The following is an 18,067-nucleotide window of genomic DNA, read 5'->3' as shown; positions in this document are numbered from 1 at the left end:
GAACCTGGATCCATAGCCGTAAGGCTAGAAGATTTTCTCTTCCCAATCTCGATCCGGGTTCAAAATAGTTTACATTATTCAGCTATGGGTCAAGCGGCCCCAACTTATTCCAGCTGAGTTACCGCAAAATATTGCGCCAATAGCGTCCCTATTTTCCTAATCTGTATTTCATGCGTCACCCCATCAGCCTCAACAGCCTTTCGAAATTCGTCATGCTCAAGTTTCCTCTCGTCAACTTTGTCTGAAATAAGTAACGATGAGGTATAGAGAGGAAGCAATTTGTAGAATGGATCTGTTTCAGGAGTTGACTCGATAACTTGTTTCCGCCATAGCGATGGTTCAAGTTTGTTTGCTTTAAATGCTAACTGCGAATTAAGAAAACCAAAAAGTTCATGCAAGGATATCGAGTGGTTTAAGCAATTATAAACCTTCGACTCAAGCGCATTTTCATTACATTGTTTAGCAATTAGCTCAGCGACATCAGCAGTTGCTAACACAGCAAATGATAACGGCAAATCAGGATAACCCCCAAGACGTAAGCATTTGATGACAAAGGCTACAAAATGATTCTGTCGTAATAAAAGTGGATCTGTACCATCAATAATGAGGGGCAGACGCAACGTGGTCACTGGGTATTTCTGTTTGACGGCTGCATGCATAAGTAGTTCAGCAATAAACTTAGATTGTTCATACCCTGAACTAAACTCACTGATACGAGCTTCACTCATATAACTTTCAGGCAAGTCATTGATTTCAGAAAATTGCGTAGACATATGAAAAAAATGGGTGCAATTCGCTATTCTCGCCAAATTCAGCATATTTTGACTGACGAGGACATTATTTGTCTTGAGACGCGCATAATCGACCACATGATTCACCTCGGCAGCAGCATGGATAATTATCGAAATAGCTCCGCAAACATGGTGAAAATCGCCCGCTTGCAAACCCAAAGTAGAATGTGCTAAATCACCGCCATAAATGCAAACGCGGCTTAAATCGATGGTGCGTGAAAAAACCCTTGCAAACCGCTCGGTTAATCGCTTTCTTGCCTGCCCATCATCCTCTGCACGAACAATAAGGTAAACTTGCTTTTCGGTATGATCCAATAACGCCCTTAATACATGTAAACCTAAATGCCCAGCACCCCCAGTTAATAAGACAGCGTTTGTTTTCCGTGCTTTATGAAAGGGAGGTATCTCGTTAAGAAGCGTGAGTTCTTTTTTCCAAATGGACGATGTCGTGCGGTTCCCATTAAGTAACGCATCAATTGTTGGGTTAGCAAGGAATTTTGCAAAATTGGCTTTTACATTCAGCTCTTTTTCCACTTGCAACGTCATTTGAGTAAGTAACAATGAATCTCCACCTAACTCAAAGAAATTTTCGTCAATACCAATGTTTGATTTCCGAAGCAAGCTTTCCCATATTTTGCAGCAAGCTTTCTCAAGGGTAGTGACCGGTTTTCGTGTGGATTCGCCTTTTTCAGTGGTTGATTTAAATTCTTCTTCGCAATCCTTGCGCACTAAACTCGCCAATACCTTTCTATCGACTTTAGCACTGGAATTGCGTGGAAATTCTGCAAAAACCATAATTTTCCATGGAAGCATGTACTTGGGTAGATGTTGCCCGAGATGGTGCATAATCCCTTTGGTATCTACGCAATCTGGCATGAGGCATAAAACGATGTGCTTGATTGTCGTTTCATTGATTTTAAATTCAACAACCAGCGCACAAGCATTTTTTATTTCTGGAAACGCCTTTAACACGCACTCCTCAATCTCCCCCAACTCAACCAGAAGGCCATGCAATTTAACACGATTATCTTTACGCCCTATATATTCCAATGTGCGATCATCAAGCCAACGCACAAAATCACCCGTTTTATACATTCGCGTATAGCGTGATTGAAAGGGATTATCGACAAAAGGATTGGATTTTAACTGCCCGCCAATATAACCGCGGGCAACTCCACTACCAGCTAAATAAAGCTCACCAATTACTTGCTCAGGCACAAGACTGCCATATTTATCCAAAACGAGTGGAATCACATGATCAGAAACTTCACCAATGGGAACCGAAGCGGAACGAATAGGTTCACGACAGGGGTAAGCTGTGGCATAAACGGTGACTTCTGTAGGGCCGTATAAATTGTATAATACGCAAGAGGTACCACTTGCCAACCATTGGTTAACTATCGCCGGTGGGAGCACTTCTCCAATCATGATAAGATGTTTTAAGGTAGCACACTGCGATAAATCGGAAAGCAGGATACTGAATAAGGAGGGCACTGTACTCATCATGGTCACTTGATGCTGTGTACAAATTGCAGCATGCGCGTTCGGATTATCGTCAGGATGAAAAAGCACCATGGTGGCACCGCATATTAAAGGTAAACAATATTCCGGTAGAGAAACATCAAACGTGACGCTGGTTGATTGCAAAAACTTATCTTCTGGCGAAAAATTAAAATAATTTTTCATCCATAATAAGCGCTCAATAAGGCCATCCTGTTCGATTAAAACCCCTTTCGGCAACCCAGTGCTTCCTGAGGTAAATAAAATATACGCCAGAGGCGAAGTGGTTTTACGGTGAGATTCATCAATTGCCTCAACGGTGGTTGAAACCGGCGCGTTAATCACCTGAATCGTCAGCGCTGCTGACTGTACTCTTACATCGAGCACCAATTTAGCGCCAGAGAGGAGAAACCCCTTGATGGCTGCGTCAGGATTATCAATCACAATAATCTTCTCACATCCGACGGTATCTAAAACATATTTGATACGCTCTAAAGGATGATGGCTATTAAGCGGAACATAGGAAAGACCTTGTTTCCATAATGCTAAAACAGTTACGATGAATTCAATGTTCGCACGTTCGGGAGATAAAATAGCAACCGTCTCATCAGGAGTTTGCGCAAATTCAGCTAATGCTAATGCCATGTCATCTACCCAGCGTTGCAACTGCTCGTAAGTAATTTTTTGCTCGCGCATTTCAATTGCAATCGCTTTAGGGAAGCATAGAGTTTGCTCAACAAAATAATCATAAACAAACTTGGTTGGCCGTTGTGCATTCTCTGGCGGGAGACATTTGGTTATTTCAGCAGCGGACAATAATTGAATATCCGATAACTTAGGCATCGATTGCTTTTGTAATAAGGCCTGACTTAATGAAATAAGAATCGCCTTAAAGTGCTTAGTAAAATTCGCAAGCAACTTCTCAGAAAAAAGCTCCGCTTGATACTTGATTTCAAACGCATAGCGATTGGTTTCGTAGGTTACCCATAAACTCATTTGAAATTGAGCTTCTTGTTGTGGGTACACCAAGGGTTGGATTGCCATTGATTTATTACAGATGTTGATATCAAGTTCAGAAGCATCAAAATAATTAAAATAAGTTTGTAAGAGAGGCCGTCCTTGTAACGATTGTTTCACCTCGGGGTGCATCATCAGTTTAACTAGCGGAAAATCTTGAAATTCCATTAGCTCAATCAAATGATGCCTAACGTGATTGATAAAATGGTTACAAGTTTCTTTTTGGTCAATTTTAATGCATAAAGGCAACACATTCACAAAATGACCGACCACTTCAGCCCATTTCTTTTGGGTTCTTCCATTAAATGCAATACCAACTAGAATATTGTCCTCACCTGTATATTTTGCCAACAACAATGCCCAAGCACTTAAGCAAAGATGGACTCGGATATTCATTGGCAATGACAAGATTGTTTGCATTTCATCTTCCGTAAATGCAATCGCAACCGTCCCTCCTCGTGCCAAATCTGGTAGAGCCGAAAGGGTTTTCCTGGGCAACTCGAATACACGCAACTCCTTGTCTTCATTGAGCACTTCTTTGAGCAAAAATTTGAGTGCTTTTGTGTTGTAATCCGTGGATTGCTGGTTTTGTTGCTGCACAAATTCATGATAAGACGCGACAAAGGGCTTCATTTTCAAGACAAACCCCGGCTCGCATAATGACCGTAATAATTTCTCGCCAACCTGAAACATCGCCGCCGCATCCATCACAATGTGGTGCGACGAGAGCATCAAATACACATCATTATCTTGATGGATAATAAAGATTTTTGTCGGCAATTCCCGAGAAAAGTCGATTTCTCGCAGCAAACGGCTTTGTAAGTATTTTTTTACATCGATTGCTGTGTCAATGGTTTCAACCACAATCATTTGTTGTTTTAGTGCTTGCGAAACAGGAAGGATCTCGTAGCCTAAAGTCCCTTCTTTGCTGGTAAACATGGCACGGAGCATTTCATGCGTGTTAATTAAGGTTGCCCATGTTGCTTCAATTTGCTCAAGATGAATTGCATTTCCACTTATTTTCCAACCGATAGAGCAATGATAAGCCGTATTATTTTCTACTGACTGTTGTTCATACCAAATGGAAAACTGATTATAAGACAGTCGATAAAAATTATTTTGGTTACCATTGACCGGATATTCTGTTTCAGGTTCTACATGCTCAACTTGCTGATTGACCATCCACATCTCCACCAATTGCTGGGTAACAGCTTCAATGGTGGTTTCTTCGAGTAAAACCGATAGAGGAATGTTTAAACCTAATTCGGTTTGTAATTCTGAGCGAATTCGGATGGTATTGATCGAATCCATACCCAGCTCGCTTAGCGCAATCTGATCATTTATCGTTAGCGCATTGTGATTAGTCTCTTGTGCAATTAATTGGAGTAAGCGCGTTTTTATAGACTTCGCTGCCTCTTCTTTTGAGGAATGTTGGCTGAGCGAAATTTTTTCCAGTTCAACACTAACTTGATCTGGCTGGCTAAGTGTATGCGTTTTAAATACAGCAAAATGGTGATCTTTTCCATGCGTTAGACAGGTAAACAATAGTTCATTACACATTGCCGGTAAAAGCGGCTCAAATTTGCTCAATGGGATGCTTGAGGTGGAATGAGCTCCGATATTAGCCATCATGCCCGTTTTGGCCCAAGGACCCCAATCAATAACAGTAATGGGTAAATTCTTCTTATGGCGATAAGAAGCTAATTCGTGTAAACCTAAATTCGCCAAAGCATAGTCGAACTGGCCTGGTGAAGAAATGAGTGTGGCAAGAGACGAGAATAAAACAAACACTTGAAGTTCAGTGAACTCTTGAGTTAACTCATGCAAAAGCCAAGCTGAGAACACTTTGGCGGCCAGCACCTTTTCCATCGACTTAATACTTGTTTTCGCCAGTGTTTGGTCGGTATTGACCCCAGCCAAATGAAAAATACCGGATAAAGGCCGGGGTAGCGTTTTAACTAATTCGCTAAGTTGGTTTTCGCTTGCTACATCAACGCAACGGCAAAGGATATTAGCCTGGTATTTCTTAGTTAATTCGTCAATAAAACTTTGATCAGCCAGTTCAAAATGCCGATAAGTGACAATGAAATTCTTAAGACCCAAGTTGGTTACCATATGCTTAAGCATTGTTTTGCCAACACCGCCTAGGCCGCCTGTTACTAAGTAATGCCCTTCTTCAGGCAACACTGTAGGTTGAGTTTTTTGCGTAAGTTCATGTGGTTTTGTTTTACAACGATAAAGTTCATTGCCGTGAACAGCCCAGAAAGGTGTTGTAATCTCTTGGGCAACCTGCGTTTCATTGTGATTGGCAAAAAGGTAAGTAACATTTTCTTCAGTAAACCGATCGTATGCGAAATATCGGAATTTAATCGTGGGAAATTCTGTGGGGAAAGCGAGCGTCATTGCTTTCAGTAAAGAGCAGATAAGATTTTTGTAATCCGCAGATTGCGTACAAGAAACAAACGAGATGGTCTTTAAATGCCCTGGAATCTGCTCATCTTGCTTGCATAAAAAATGGTAGACTGTCTGAAAAAGGTTATAGAGGTAACCCGGATCCCTCTTCGTTTCTACATCCTGTAGCTTTTCGCGGGACATCGAGGAGAGATGAGTTGTTATGTTCAGAAGCTCATTTTTCTCTAACGTCATTGCCTCTATGACAATAAGCAAATGCCCCGTGCGAATTGTTGTACCTCCCACCAATTCACACCAATCCATGGAAGGTACACCATGCTTTGAATCTAGCAATCTTTGGAGTTGCTGCGTTTGAGGCTTTTTCAAATCGGCAACTAAGGCACAATGCGTTAATGCTTCATCCTGAGTAAGATAAACAATTTTTTCCAAACTGATGTTGTGGATTATATTGTTAGGTAATGTTTGTAATTTAACAGATTGGCAAACAATCCCATCCATTTCCATTAATACGTCATTTTGGGCGTTATAAATCGTCAGATTGGCTTCTAAATGTTCCTCAGTGTGCGCAATAATCTGTGCATGGCAACGTAACCCCGTTTTCCAATTGTCTTCTTTATACAATTTGATGTGACGGATTGCCATCGGGGCGTAAGCTTGCTCGAGTTGATCTAATCCTAAAGCCATTGTTTGGAAACAATTATCCAAAAAGGCCGCATGAGTAGTCAGTTCGCTTTCACTTGGTGCTAATTCACTTACCGTGTTTTGTGCATCAAGAATATAATAAGCTTTTTGCTTTCTAAACAAAGACCCGTAATTAACGCCTTTTGCGGCATAATTGGTATAAAATTTTTCTGCATGCTGAGGTTGCACAGTTTGATACGGGCACAAAGAGCGATTAGACACTTCCTTGCTTTTTAACAGCAAACTCGCTTCACAGACTGCTTTGTCCTGTTCGGGCAAACAAAAATAAGTCAATTTAAATTGATTTGCCGATTGTTGGCGAATGACTACTTTTAAACTTTCCTGACCCACCGATGAAAAAATAACCGGACGCAGAATAAGCAAATTATCCATTTCAATCTGCATTTGAGATTGATCAGTAAAATACGTGTCTTTAAGTTTTTCTATCAAATCCAGACTGGTCGTTATATAGTAAGAGCCTGGCAAAATACACATTTCATGAATGACATGCTGTGCGATATAAGCGTTCTCGGCTTGTGCTAAATCCAGGTTGATTTGGAATTCTAAATGCGTCGGTTCTAAAGTCATCGGTTTTAAGCGTTTTTTAGACATTGCCGACAACGCATTCGTCTTTAAATAATCCGGCAACAATTTCGTTCGGGCAAAAGGATAAGCTGGTAGGAAAACAGAAGAATCACTAGCCGTTTTAGCATTCAATAGTGCTGCAAGTCTTTGACTGTCCAAGCGGTTAGCTTTGTATAAATAGTCTAATAAATTAAAAAATAAATCTAAATCTGCTTTGTTCTTGCCATTAATTGCCAAAAAAGCCAACTCATTGAATCGCTCATTCCCTTTCAAGCAATGACTTGCCAAACTCGTTAGAACACTGTCCGGACCTATTTCAATAAACGAAGTGACTCCCAATTCATAGCCTACTTCGATCGCTTGTTTAAACCGAACCGGATTAACGATTTGCGCCTGCCAATAGTCCATTGATGCAAAATCATCATTCTTGCTATCAACTCGGTATTCTTCTGCGGTGCTTATAAATACAGGCCTTGTATTTGCGGTTGAAAAAGAGATACCGGACGCTATCAAACGCTCTTTAAAATAATGAGCTGCCGATGCAAGCAAAGGTGTGTGAAAAGCATGAGTTGTGTTTAATTTAACACTGTGAATGTGCCTTTGTTTTAGCTCCTGCAACAAGCGTTCAACCGCGTCCCCTGCTCCTGAAACCACTTGTATTTCAGGGGCATTGTAAACCGAAAGCCATAATGCAAGTTCGGGCGCCTCTGATTTAAGCTCGTTTACTAAATCTTCCACGACGTTGCTGTTCGCATAGATTTGCACCATGACACCATGGGTGAGCCCTGGATACTCACTGATTGCTAAGCTTCGTTGATTAACCATTTGTGCGGCATGTTCAAATGATAAAATCCCTGCGGTACATGCTGCGGCATATTCTCCTAAACTATGACCAATTACAAAATCCGGCATCACGCGCAGTTGGTTTAAGAGTTTGGCTAGAGAGAACTCAATCAGAAACAAACTTAGTTGAGCAGCTTGCGCATTGTCTAAAGTTGGTGAAGCTTCATCATTAAAAATATAACGTTTAATCTTATGCGGAAACTCAATGCAAGCATCGAGTTTCGCCGCATAGTGATCAAGGATGTTGCGATACAAAGGAATTACCTCATAAAGCAATCGAGTCATGTCCTTGTACACTCCACCTTGGCCAGTAAACATAAAAGCAAGTTTGGCTTTGCGTTTAGCAAAACGCTCATTCGATGCAACGGTATCAACATTATCCAGTTGCTGCAGTAGTGCTGCTTTGTTATGCCCAAACACCAACTGGCGATAACCAGGCCAACTTTTACGTTGATTAGCCTGGACTAACAAGGCGTTAAACGCTTTCTCATCGCTTTGCTGTAAAAGAATACGATACGCATCGTATAATTTTTGCATGGATTCGGCCGATTTTGCCGATAATGCGAGATACGGATAAGGAATTGTGGTACATGAGGAATTAAGTTCCTGGTTGGAGGATTCTTCAGCCCCCAAAATCACATGGGCGTTTGAGCCGCTCATACCAAACGAACTCACTGCCCCAATAATATTTTGCTTAACTATAATCTGTGCGGGAAACTCAGCTTTGCATAAATCACGTCGCAACTCAGGATTTAAGCAATTCGCTGCGGTATGAGGAGGGACAATATGGTGATAAATACATAAACTGGTTTTAATCACCCCCGCAATACCTGCCGCGGCTTCGCAATGCGCGATATTTCCTTTCACTGAACCAATGTATAAGGGTTGTTCTCTGCCTTGATAAATTTCAGACAATGCCGAAAATTCGATTTTATCGCCTAAATCAGTTCCTGTTCCATGCGTCTCAACATAGTTAATTGCTTCCGCCGATAATTTGGCATCTTTTAATGCTTCTTTAATAACGCGCTTTTGTGATTCTTTAGATGGTGCAGTAATTCCGTTGGTTTTCCCGTCGCTGTTAATGGCACTTCCAAGAATATTGGCATAGATTCGTCGCTTATCATTAAGGGCTTCTTGGTGCCTTTGCAGGATAATGACCCCTACCCCTTCACCCCGGGCGAAACCGTCAGCCGCTTTGCTAAAGGGTTTACATCGCCCGTCTTTGGCCAATAAACCTGCACTGGCTAAGTCAAGATTGTAGTCAACAGTTAAGATTAAAGTAACCCCGCCCACAATCGCCAAATCACACTGATTGAGCTGCAAAGCTTTCACGGCTTGGTGCAAGGCAACTAATGAAGAAGAACAAGCTGTATCGACAACAAAATTCGGGCCTATTAAATCAAAATGATAAGCAATCCGGCCTGCCGCCATACTTCCTAAAGATCCTTTGCTGTGGAATCCGGTGAATTCCCCGGAATTGTGCATGACCCGTGAATAATCTTGGGTACCCAACCCAATAAAGACACCACAGTTGGTGCCTTTGACCGTTTCTGGATCAATATTCGCATCCTCAAAAGCATGATAAGTTTGTTCCAGTAAGATCCGATGTTGCGGATCCATGTGCGCTGCTTCTTTAGGCGATATTGAAAAAAATTGGTGATCAAATTCCCACGGATTCCTACGCAAAAATCCACCATGTCGGATTGACTGCGGCAGCGTATCTAACGCCACATTCCAGCGATCAGCGGGAATGTCTGAAGTCGCATCCATCCCTTGAGTGATTACTTCGTAAAAATGAGCCAATGAATCAGCCTGGCCCGCAAACTCGCAGGCCATACCAATGATTGAAATAGGTGAGTGCAACTTCAATTTGATTACCTCTTAAAACATAAGTACCCAGCCCCTACCACACTGTCACTAAGTTAAGATCCAATAATCCGCGACCATGAGTGACGCAGATAGGATCACTTAGTTTAATAGCCAGTGATCTTCTTAAAACGATGCAGCTTGCCGGTACGATTGTTCAATCGCTGAGATCGCAAAATCCGCAGAGCGGATAGACCCCTCAAAAAAACCCTGACATTGTGAAAACGCTTCACCGCAAATGTGAACATTTTTATGCTGGCCATTTTCTCGCAACGAAAAGGCTTTCAGCGTTTGCATGATTAAACTGGATTGCGCCCCAACCTTCCATAAATGAACTGCTGCACCAAAAGGAGGGCGCCCCCAATCGCGGATTCCCCATTCGTCAACCGAGGGTTTGATTGGCAAACTAAAATGCTGCTGCAGGGTTTTTTCAATCTCATTTTTGAAAAATTCATTTTTATTGACCTGCGGGAGATACTGATAACCTTCAAAGTCATCCACATTATCTTCCACATAATGCCGCCAATATTGATGCCAAGGGCCATCACAATACAGCATAGCCATACCGTAGGTTTCGCCTTTTTCTTCTTTGAATTCCAAATGCGCAGCCCGAATAGGGGCAAACTCACCACTGGTGGGTTTGGCATCTAACTCCCAAGGCGGGTTTTTCATGGTTGCGGTTACCCAGATAATCGGGATTGGCGATACGCTATCAAGCAAGGTATTAATCGTGGCAGGCAAGCAAGCGGCTAATTTTTTCAAAGGATACTGAGGAATTGCCAGAACAACATGCTCGCATGTGAGCTCTTCAACCTTTCTTGATTGCACCTGCTCTATCTTCAAGCAAATAGTTTGCTTATCTATTTCATTCATGGCTTGTAAATGATGATTCACATGAATATCGACGCCCAAGGAGCGAAGCTCTTTTTCAATAAGATTTATCATTTGAATCATACCTCCCTCCGGGATATAGGAAGGTTGCTTCATGAGGCGCAAATTAAGGAGAAAAATGATCCAGTCAATGGCATTTTGATTATCATTTTTCATGTTGTAGTAAGCACCTTTTTCTCGGAAAAATTCCACTGCTTCGTAAGAAAGGACATCGGAAAATACATTCCATGCCCCCTGCTGATAAAGAGGCTTATTTTTGTAAGTCGCCGTATTTCGAAGTGTCTCAAGAGCTGCATTGCGGTGCGGATTAGCCAAGTCGTCCGTATGCAGATCCCACTGGTTACCCAATATTTTTTTCATTCCTAATTCAAGTAAAGTGATATCTGCGCCAATCTCAGGGTGCTTTAAAATAAGTTCTCGTTCTTCAGCGGTCAGTGCTTCAAAATTAGGCGTCGAAGAAGAACTCGCTTCCCCTTGCTCAATGTGTTTCACCGGAATTTGTAATTCCTGCATAAAGCGGTGTGTCTCTGTTTGGTAATCGGGCTCAATTCGCAAGGCTCCGTAAGCGGGTTTAAATAAGCCATTGGCAAACGATCCGGTTTGAATCCGCCCACCTAAGAAAGGCAGGGACTCAAACACCGCTATGCTTTTTTCCGGAAAGGATTTTTTTAAGCGATAGGCGCTGTATAATCCTGATATGCCGCCCCCGATAATCGCAATATCTATTTTTTTCATTTTTTTTCTACCTTCTCAAGCAACACAGCTCATGTGCTCGTCAATAAAGCTGGCTAATTTTCCAATGGTGTAATACTCAAATAAATCTTCCGTGCGAATCTCAACATTAAAATGCTTGCTCAAGCGTAAAGTGAGCATTTGAAGATCAACTGAATCAAGCCCAAGATCAGCAAAGCTGATCTCTGAATCCGAATCAATGTCGTCTTGAATGATTTCCGCAACCATCTTAGCCACTGTTTCTTCTAGAGAAAGCTCCTCCTGCTTAGCGGTTAGCTTTTGGAAGTGCTCGGGAGTTTTCATTGCAGCTAGAATTTCCATTAATTTTTTTCTATCTGCCTTAGCACTCACTGCTTGCCTTGGAATAGCGTCGAGGATTTTCATCCGCTTGGGCAACATATGCTTGGGTAATTTTTTCTCCATCTTCTCGCGAACCTGAGCTAACCAGCTTTCCTCATGGTTTGGTACTGTCGTTGGCACCAAGGCGATAATTAAATCCCCTTCAATTAATAAAGCCCCCACATCATGCACTTCTGGCAGTGTCGAAAATTGATATTCGATTTCGGCCAACTCAACGCGTTGACCATTAATTTTGACCTGATCATCCAGACGGCCTAAACAATAGATATTCCCTTCAGCATCCACGCGGCACCGATCGCCGGAAAAGTAGAGCCGGTGATACATGGATTGCGGATCCATTTCTAGCGGATTTTGAACAAATCGTTCATTCGTTAAGCCTTCATCATTCACATAACCATTTGCCAACGACACCCCGCTAATACATAACTCCCCTTCTGAATTAGGCAGGGTAGGTATAATTTTTCCGTCATCAGTTTTTAAATAAAATGCCATATTGTAAATAGCAGGACCAATAGGAAGTGCCTCTCTATCTTGTGGTGCTTCAATTTTCCAGCCACTCGCCATGATGGTCGCTTCAGTAGGGCCATACACATTATGAAATACGGTATTCGGCAATTGCGCCAAGGCCTTCTCAGCCAACGCTGGCCTGAAAACTTCCCCCCCCACACAGACGTGTTTTAAGCTGCGGCATGCAGAAAAATTGGGTGTGTTGACTAGAAGGGTCAACATGGTCGGTACCGTAGTGATGTGGGTCGCTTGATGGCGAATAATCGCGTCGGTAATTTCGCGACTATCCAATTTTCTTAAGCCGCCGATTAAGCCAATACTACCGCCTATCATCAAGGGCGCCATTAACTCATGCATAGACGGATCAAAAGAAGGGTTGATCGTTTGCAGCCAAATATCGTTAGGCTCAAAGGAGGTATAATCCATAATCCAGGCAAAATGGTTATGAGCCGCTTCATGAGAAACAGCCACCGCTTTCGGCCGCCCCGTCGAGCCAGAAGTGAAAATAATATACATGGGATCGCGCAGCTTTATCGTCAAGGGAAGGTTTGCGTTGGAATACTGCGCCAACTTTATGGCATCTAAATTGACCAGACGAGCTGTTAACTCTTGCTCTTTAGCGAACAGCTCTGAACGATTTACCAGAATGATTTTGGCATCAATTTTACCCGTCATGTAATTGATTAAATCAGCAGGGTAGAATGGATCGATAGGGACGTAAATCGCTCCCGCTTTGGCAATAGCCATCAGGGATAAAACACGCTCAGGATCATGGGTCATACACACACCGACACTGTCGCCTGGTGCAATGTGTAATTCTTCACGTAAATAATGGGCTAATTGATTCGCTTTATCATTTAAATCACGGTAATTTAAAAAACAATTCTCACTAAAAACAGCTCGGTTTGAGCCAGAAATAAGAACTTGTTCTTCAAATAATTGATGGGGAAACTTTCCCTCGTAAGTCATTTTATTCATAAATAACGTCCTAAATTTGAATTAATGTGGGAAGCGAGATCATCAACATGAGGGATATTCAGCATGGTGAAGTGATTACCACTCACATTCTTGCCAATCGTAATGCATTTTGTATCTTGGTCAGTGAAGTCATAGGCCAATCGATCGCTTGCATGAATCATATGCGCTTCCACCTCTGGGTATTCGCGATAGACATACCGACTTAGCGCCCGTAGGCAGTGTTTCCTGGTTTCTAAAATTGCTTCCAGCCGATGAGGCTTTAAACATCGGTGAAGTAATTCGAGCAGGGTATTTTCTTCACATTGATAGACATCATGTTTTTCTATCATTTGTTGCGAAAAAATAGTGCTTGCTAATACGCGCAGCTCAAACAAACGTTCGGCATGATAATCGCGCATAGCAAGAGGTAAGTTTGGGTCAAGCAAGAATACAGGGAACTCCCTTTTCTTTTTTGCCGCGAGCATCGCTGCCATTTCATAAGCAACCAGACCACCAAAGGAATGACCTGCAAGCACGTAATTTACATCCGGGTAAGACTGGGATAAAAAATCTAAATAAGTTGCAGCAAAAGCTTCGATTGACTCGCAATGGCCAACGACAGAATGAACATAGCTCACACCAACAAGGGGGAAATGAAGCTTTCTAGCCAACTCATAAAAAGAAGCAATTGATCCATCAGCCCCGTGTACCATGATAAAAATTGTCGAGCCTCCTGAATCGAGAGGGGATAAGCCGAATTGCTGGGCAAAATTGGTTAATAACTGATTCATGATTTACTGTTCCTGCTGGCTTTGGGAGTTTTTAATCAATTGGACATAGAAACGAATGCTATTAAGATAATTGGCGATGGAAATCCGCTCATTAATGCCATGATACCCTTTAAAATCGTCCATCGTGCCGCGAATAAAAAGAAACTGATACGCATTATCCGTTAAAGCGGCAAAATGCCTACCGTCAGTACCGCCGATAGTGAGCACAGGTGCTACCAAGACTGAGTCCTGATCGATTTGCTGGGCAGAGTTACTAATGACATGAAACCCATAGGCATTGGTGTCTGCTAGCACAGGTCCGTTAAAAGTATCGAGGACTTTGATTTCAACCGGCAAATCTTTTAGTACTTTTTGCAGATGTTTGACTACTTCGTCTTTAGTATCCCCTGGATATAAGCGGTAATTGATCGTAGCCCTTGCCAACTCGGGAAGTATATTTTGCTTCACACCTGCGTTAAAAAGGGTTGGTGCAGCGGTAGTTCGCATCATGGCATTCATGAGCGGATTTTCGATAAGTTTGGCTGTAAGGAGCGGTTTAAATAACCATAAATTCGCCATAATCAGCCTTTTAGAAAAAGGTAAGTAAGGCGCCATTTTTTGAAACAAAGGAAAAACTAAGGAGTCAGCATGAACTGGCATATCATGCGCTTTTATCCTCGCAATGGCTCCACCTAAAATATCTATCGGAGTTTTTTGCGGTGGTTTGGCTGAATGCCCGCTTTCCCCTCCAACCGACAGCTCAATATTAAGCTGCCCCTTTTGTCCAATCCCGATCAAACATAAAGGCGATTTAAGCTCCGGGAGCATTTTTTCAAGAATCGCTCCTCCTTCATCGATAATGTAACACAATTTACCCTCTTCCGCCTTTAACCATTCCGCTGCTTTTTTAGCGGTAGGTCCACCAACTTCCTCATCATCACCAAGATAGATGTAAATAGTTCTTTGCAGTTGAAAATTCTCCTGCATCAACCGACTTACCGCCTCTAAAATCGCCACCAAACTGGTTTTCATATCCAAAGCGCCTCGCCCACAAATATAACCTTCCTTCACTTGGCCTGAAAAAGGAGGGAACGACCATTGATCATATTCCGTGGGAGGCACTGGAACGACATCTTGATGGGCAATTAGCAGCATAGGTTCTAAGGACGAATCATTACCTTGCCATTTTAAGAGAAGCGCAAATTCCCCAAATCGTTGTATTTCGACCCGTTTGAATAATTCAGCATAGGTAGTAAACAAATAGTCATGCAAAGCCTTAAAAGCTTCAGGATTCGCATTGACTAAAGGTTGCTCTGAAATAGTCTCAAATTGAATCACTTGACTTAAGCGGGAAATCGCCGAATCTTCTTCAATTTCAAGTTTAACCTGTTCACGCACTGGCGGCGCAGAAGGTTTGCTAAGCAAAGCTCGAAGTACTATCACGCCGAGCCCTACAATAACCAATACTCCTACAGAGAGAACCCACATCATGTTTTACCTTTTCTTATTCTGCGACCGAGCATAGTTCGTTATCCTCTTGTTCTCTGAGGCCGACACCATTGCTGTACTTAATCGATAATAATGAGCCTGTAGTGAGAATCACCACCGCAACCATAAAAGGAAGAACAGTCAATATCGGCTGTAAAAAAGCAGACATTAAAGGCGCAATACCCCAGGCCAACGAATTAATTGAGGATGAAACACCCATGATTCTTCCCTGAAATTCGCGTTCAGTCTCGTTAGACAGGATACTTAGAATCACCACATAAACACTAGGAACCACAATCGCCATGAGAGCGACACAACTCCAGAAGACCCAAATATTCTCAAAGCAAATGATCATCGCGATCAAAATTGGCTGCGGTATTATGCCTAAGAGCAAACTCTTGCGAAGGCTTACCCGCTTGGTTACAGCCGGAATAATAAGCAGCAACGATATCGCGAAAAAAACCGAAAAATAAGTGAGTAAGACGGATTCCATCAAACTATCAAATTGAAAAACCTGCAGGGAATAAGCAGATAAATAATTAAAAAACATGTAATAGCCGATTAGAAAAATGCCCAAAATAAAAATGGGTAACCGGGTTTGGTGAATTTTAAACGCGTAGTAAATATTCACCATCGCAGAAAATAAATTTAACTTAATGCTTCGATTCCCTGGATAAGTTTCTTTGAAGGAAAAAACAATTAACAAAAAGGTTAGTAAAGGCAATACAGCAGTAATATAAAAAGGAGTTGCATAAGAGAACACATGGCTTAGCAAAATGTCAGTTGAAAACACACCGCCTATAACCGGTCCTATAGAAAATCCGACTGCATTCGCAGCTGTGATAATACTGATATTTCTGGACTTTGTTTGTTCCGTACTCATATCAATGATAGCAGCTTGGGCAATAGGCAAACTTGCCGCAGTTATTCCGCAAATGATGCGCCCTAAAAGGATGATAGAGATACTATTCAGACTAACCCCTGCACCCGTGATGATTAAGCCAAACAAGTTACCTAGCAGGCAAACGAGCAAGGTCGGCTTTCGCCCATACTTGTCTGATAATGCCCCCAAAAACGGTGATCCCAAAAACATCATTAAGGGATACATCGCCAAGACCAGGCCATAGACGTAATAACGGACTTCAATAGGGGTCGCCGCATTAAATAAATCGGTACTGTTATTGATAAACAAAGGGGTGAGTATCGGGAAAATCAGGGCTAACCCTGCAGCATCCACAAAAATAGTCAAAAACAAAGAAAGAACCGCTATTTTCGATCTATTCCCTTCTGGTTTATTTGTCGCTTCTTGCATTTTTTCTCCTTAGGTTTCCTGGGCGGTCGCTGTAATCACCAATTCACGAATACAAACTTGCTGCGGTTGTGTATATAAATAAAGTGCAGCCTGGGCGACATCTTCTGGCCTTAATACATAATTTAAAGTCGATTTCCAATCGGTATAGGCTTTAATGATGTCTTCTGAACTCGTGTGACTCAATAAATCCGTTTCGACAACGCCTGGGGCTATGGTTGAAACACGGACATTGTGTTTTGCCACATCAGCGCGAATGCTTTCTGAAAGCGCATGAACCGCAAATTTAGAGGCACAATAACCAGCATGGAAAGTAAAAGTTTTGCGTCCGGCAATTGAACTGATATTGATAATAGTGCCATGCTTGCGTTGGATCATACTATTTAAAACGCAGTGGATTCCATTTAATACACCCAATACATTGACATCCAGCATCGTTTTTAATTCATCTGGATTTTGGGTCTGCGGGTCGCCTAGTAGCATCACTCCGGCATTATTGATTAGACAATCCACTTCACCGAATTGCTGCACTGCTTTATCAAGCGCCTTTTGAAATTGTGCCACATCACGAACATCCACTTCTTCGCATAGCGCATTGGGCAGGTTTAACGAACGTAACCGCTCAATACGTCGCGCTGCCAATAATAAAGGAAAACCAGCTTCGGAAAATAGCTTGGCAATAGCTTCCCCAATACCAGAGCTTGCTCCGGTGATGACCACTAATGACTTAGGCTTAGGTTGCATATTACTCCCCTTGCTCCTGTTGGCCATTTTTAGGATAGTAAAAATGGTCACAATGCGAATCGCCTTTCATTAGCGTTTTAGTTCGTTTAAATCCGATGTTGGGATTAAAGCCTTTCACATTATGTAAATCTTTGTTGCACTCCAGAATAGCTAACCATTCAGCGCCGCCAATCATTTTCGATAACTCATGGATAGGACAACTTGTGCAGTGTAACTGCGAACCTTCTGCACGTTTTTCAACCGTAAATTTAAACCCTAAAGGTGCTAGGGGCTCCCATACCATACGAATGAAATGATCAATAGAGTGGTCATCCTCTTTCGCTGCCGCATTCGACCAGCGAATTTGTTCTTCGCAAGCAACCAAAGCAGAGGTTAATTCCGCTATTTTTTCACCATATTCTTGCTTTAATTGCTCTAATAAATTAACCGTGAAATGCATGTTTTTAATGTAGGTGTTGACTGCATCTTCCGGCTTGCAGTTTAACCACTGCTCACGCTCAGCTTTAGGGGCTATTGTTTCTGCTAACTCCCCTACCTTGGTTCCGAATTCATTTTCTAATTCTTGAATCAATTTGGCAGTGAACTGGATGCTATGTAATATCCCATGGCTCATA

At 42.2% G+C, this 18,067-nt stretch carries 8 protein-coding genes; all 8 read right to left on the bottom strand.

Annotation, left to right across the window (positions count from 1 at the left end; translation table 11 throughout):
• Positions 1-104: 104 nt before the first annotated feature.
• The 8 genes from LMI_RS03080 to LMI_RS14775 all read right to left on the bottom strand — a co-directional run bounded on the left by LMI_RS03080 (position 105) and on the right by LMI_RS14775 (position 18,066).
• Positions 105-9,698, bottom strand: coding sequence for a hybrid non-ribosomal peptide synthetase/type I polyketide synthase (locus LMI_RS03080; protein ID WP_045098486.1), 9,594 nt, complete (start codon positions 9,696-9,698; stop codon positions 105-107).
• 123 nt (positions 9,699-9,821) lie between these two features.
• Complete coding sequence (locus LMI_RS03075) at positions 9,822-11,321, bottom strand: flavin monoamine oxidase family protein (RefSeq protein ID WP_045098485.1); 1,500 nt, start codon at positions 11,319-11,321, stop codon at positions 9,822-9,824.
• 15 nt (positions 11,322-11,336) lie between these two features.
• Positions 11,337-13,163 (bottom strand): non-ribosomal peptide synthetase, encoded by a 1,827-nt coding sequence (locus LMI_RS03070; RefSeq protein WP_045098484.1) that lies wholly within the window; start codon positions 13,161-13,163, stop codon positions 11,337-11,339.
• Entirely contained in the window at positions 13,160-13,933 is a 774-nt protein-coding gene (locus LMI_RS03065; protein ID WP_045098483.1) for a thioesterase domain-containing protein, read from the bottom strand. The genes LMI_RS03070 and LMI_RS03065 overlap by 4 nt, the downstream gene beginning before the upstream one ends.
• Before the next feature lie 3 nt (positions 13,934-13,936).
• Positions 13,937-15,403 carry a M20/M25/M40 family metallo-hydrolase gene (locus tag LMI_RS03060; RefSeq protein ID WP_082050696.1) on the bottom strand — a complete coding sequence of 489 codons (1,467 nt, stop codon included), beginning with the start codon at positions 15,401-15,403 and terminating at the stop codon, positions 13,937-13,939.
• Positions 15,404-15,416: 13 nt separating this feature from the next.
• Entirely contained in the window at positions 15,417-16,712 is a 1,296-nt protein-coding gene (locus LMI_RS03055; protein ID WP_045098482.1) for an MFS transporter, read from the bottom strand.
• 9 nt (positions 16,713-16,721) lie between these two features.
• The gene (locus tag LMI_RS03050) at positions 16,722-17,453 is read right to left on the bottom strand and encodes an SDR family oxidoreductase (RefSeq protein ID WP_045098481.1); all 732 of its coding nucleotides are present in this window, start codon (positions 17,451-17,453) and stop codon (positions 16,722-16,724) included.
• A gap of 1 nt (position 17,454) precedes the next feature.
• A complete protein-coding gene (locus tag LMI_RS14775; protein WP_052679430.1) occupies positions 17,455-18,066 on the bottom strand; it encodes an L-2-amino-thiazoline-4-carboxylic acid hydrolase in 612 nt (203 codons plus the stop codon).
• Between the last annotated feature and the right edge of the window lies 1 nt (position 18,067).

The organism is Legionella micdadei (genome assembly GCF_000953635.1).
GTDB classification, from domain to species: Bacteria; Pseudomonadota; Gammaproteobacteria; order Legionellales; family Legionellaceae; genus Tatlockia; species Tatlockia micdadei.
This window is presented reverse-complemented; position numbering and strand designations above follow the sequence as displayed.

Bases quoted from the DNA above. Each gene is read 5' to 3' on its own strand.
- LMI_RS03075 (WP_045098485.1), bottom strand. From the start codon at position 11,321: ATGAAAAAAATAGATATTGCGATTATCGGGGGCGGCATATCAGGATTA.
- LMI_RS03070 (WP_045098484.1), bottom strand. From the start codon at position 13,163: ATGAATAAAATGACTTACGAGGGAAAGTTTCCCCATCAATTATTTGAA.
- LMI_RS03065 (WP_045098483.1), bottom strand. From the start codon at position 13,933: ATGAATCAGTTATTAACCAATTTTGCCCAGCAATTCGGCTTATCCCCT.
- LMI_RS03060 (WP_082050696.1), bottom strand. From the start codon at position 15,403: ATGATGTGGGTTCTCTCTGTAGGAGTATTGGTTATTGTAGGGCTCGGC.
- LMI_RS03055 (WP_045098482.1), bottom strand. From the start codon at position 16,712: ATGCAAGAAGCGACAAATAAACCAGAAGGGAATAGATCGAAAATAGCG.
- LMI_RS03050 (WP_045098481.1), bottom strand. From the start codon at position 17,453: ATGCAACCTAAGCCTAAGTCATTAGTGGTCATCACCGGAGCAAGCTCT.
- LMI_RS14775 (WP_052679430.1), bottom strand. From the start codon at position 18,066: ATGAGCCATGGGATATTACATAGCATCCAGTTCACTGCCAAATTGATT.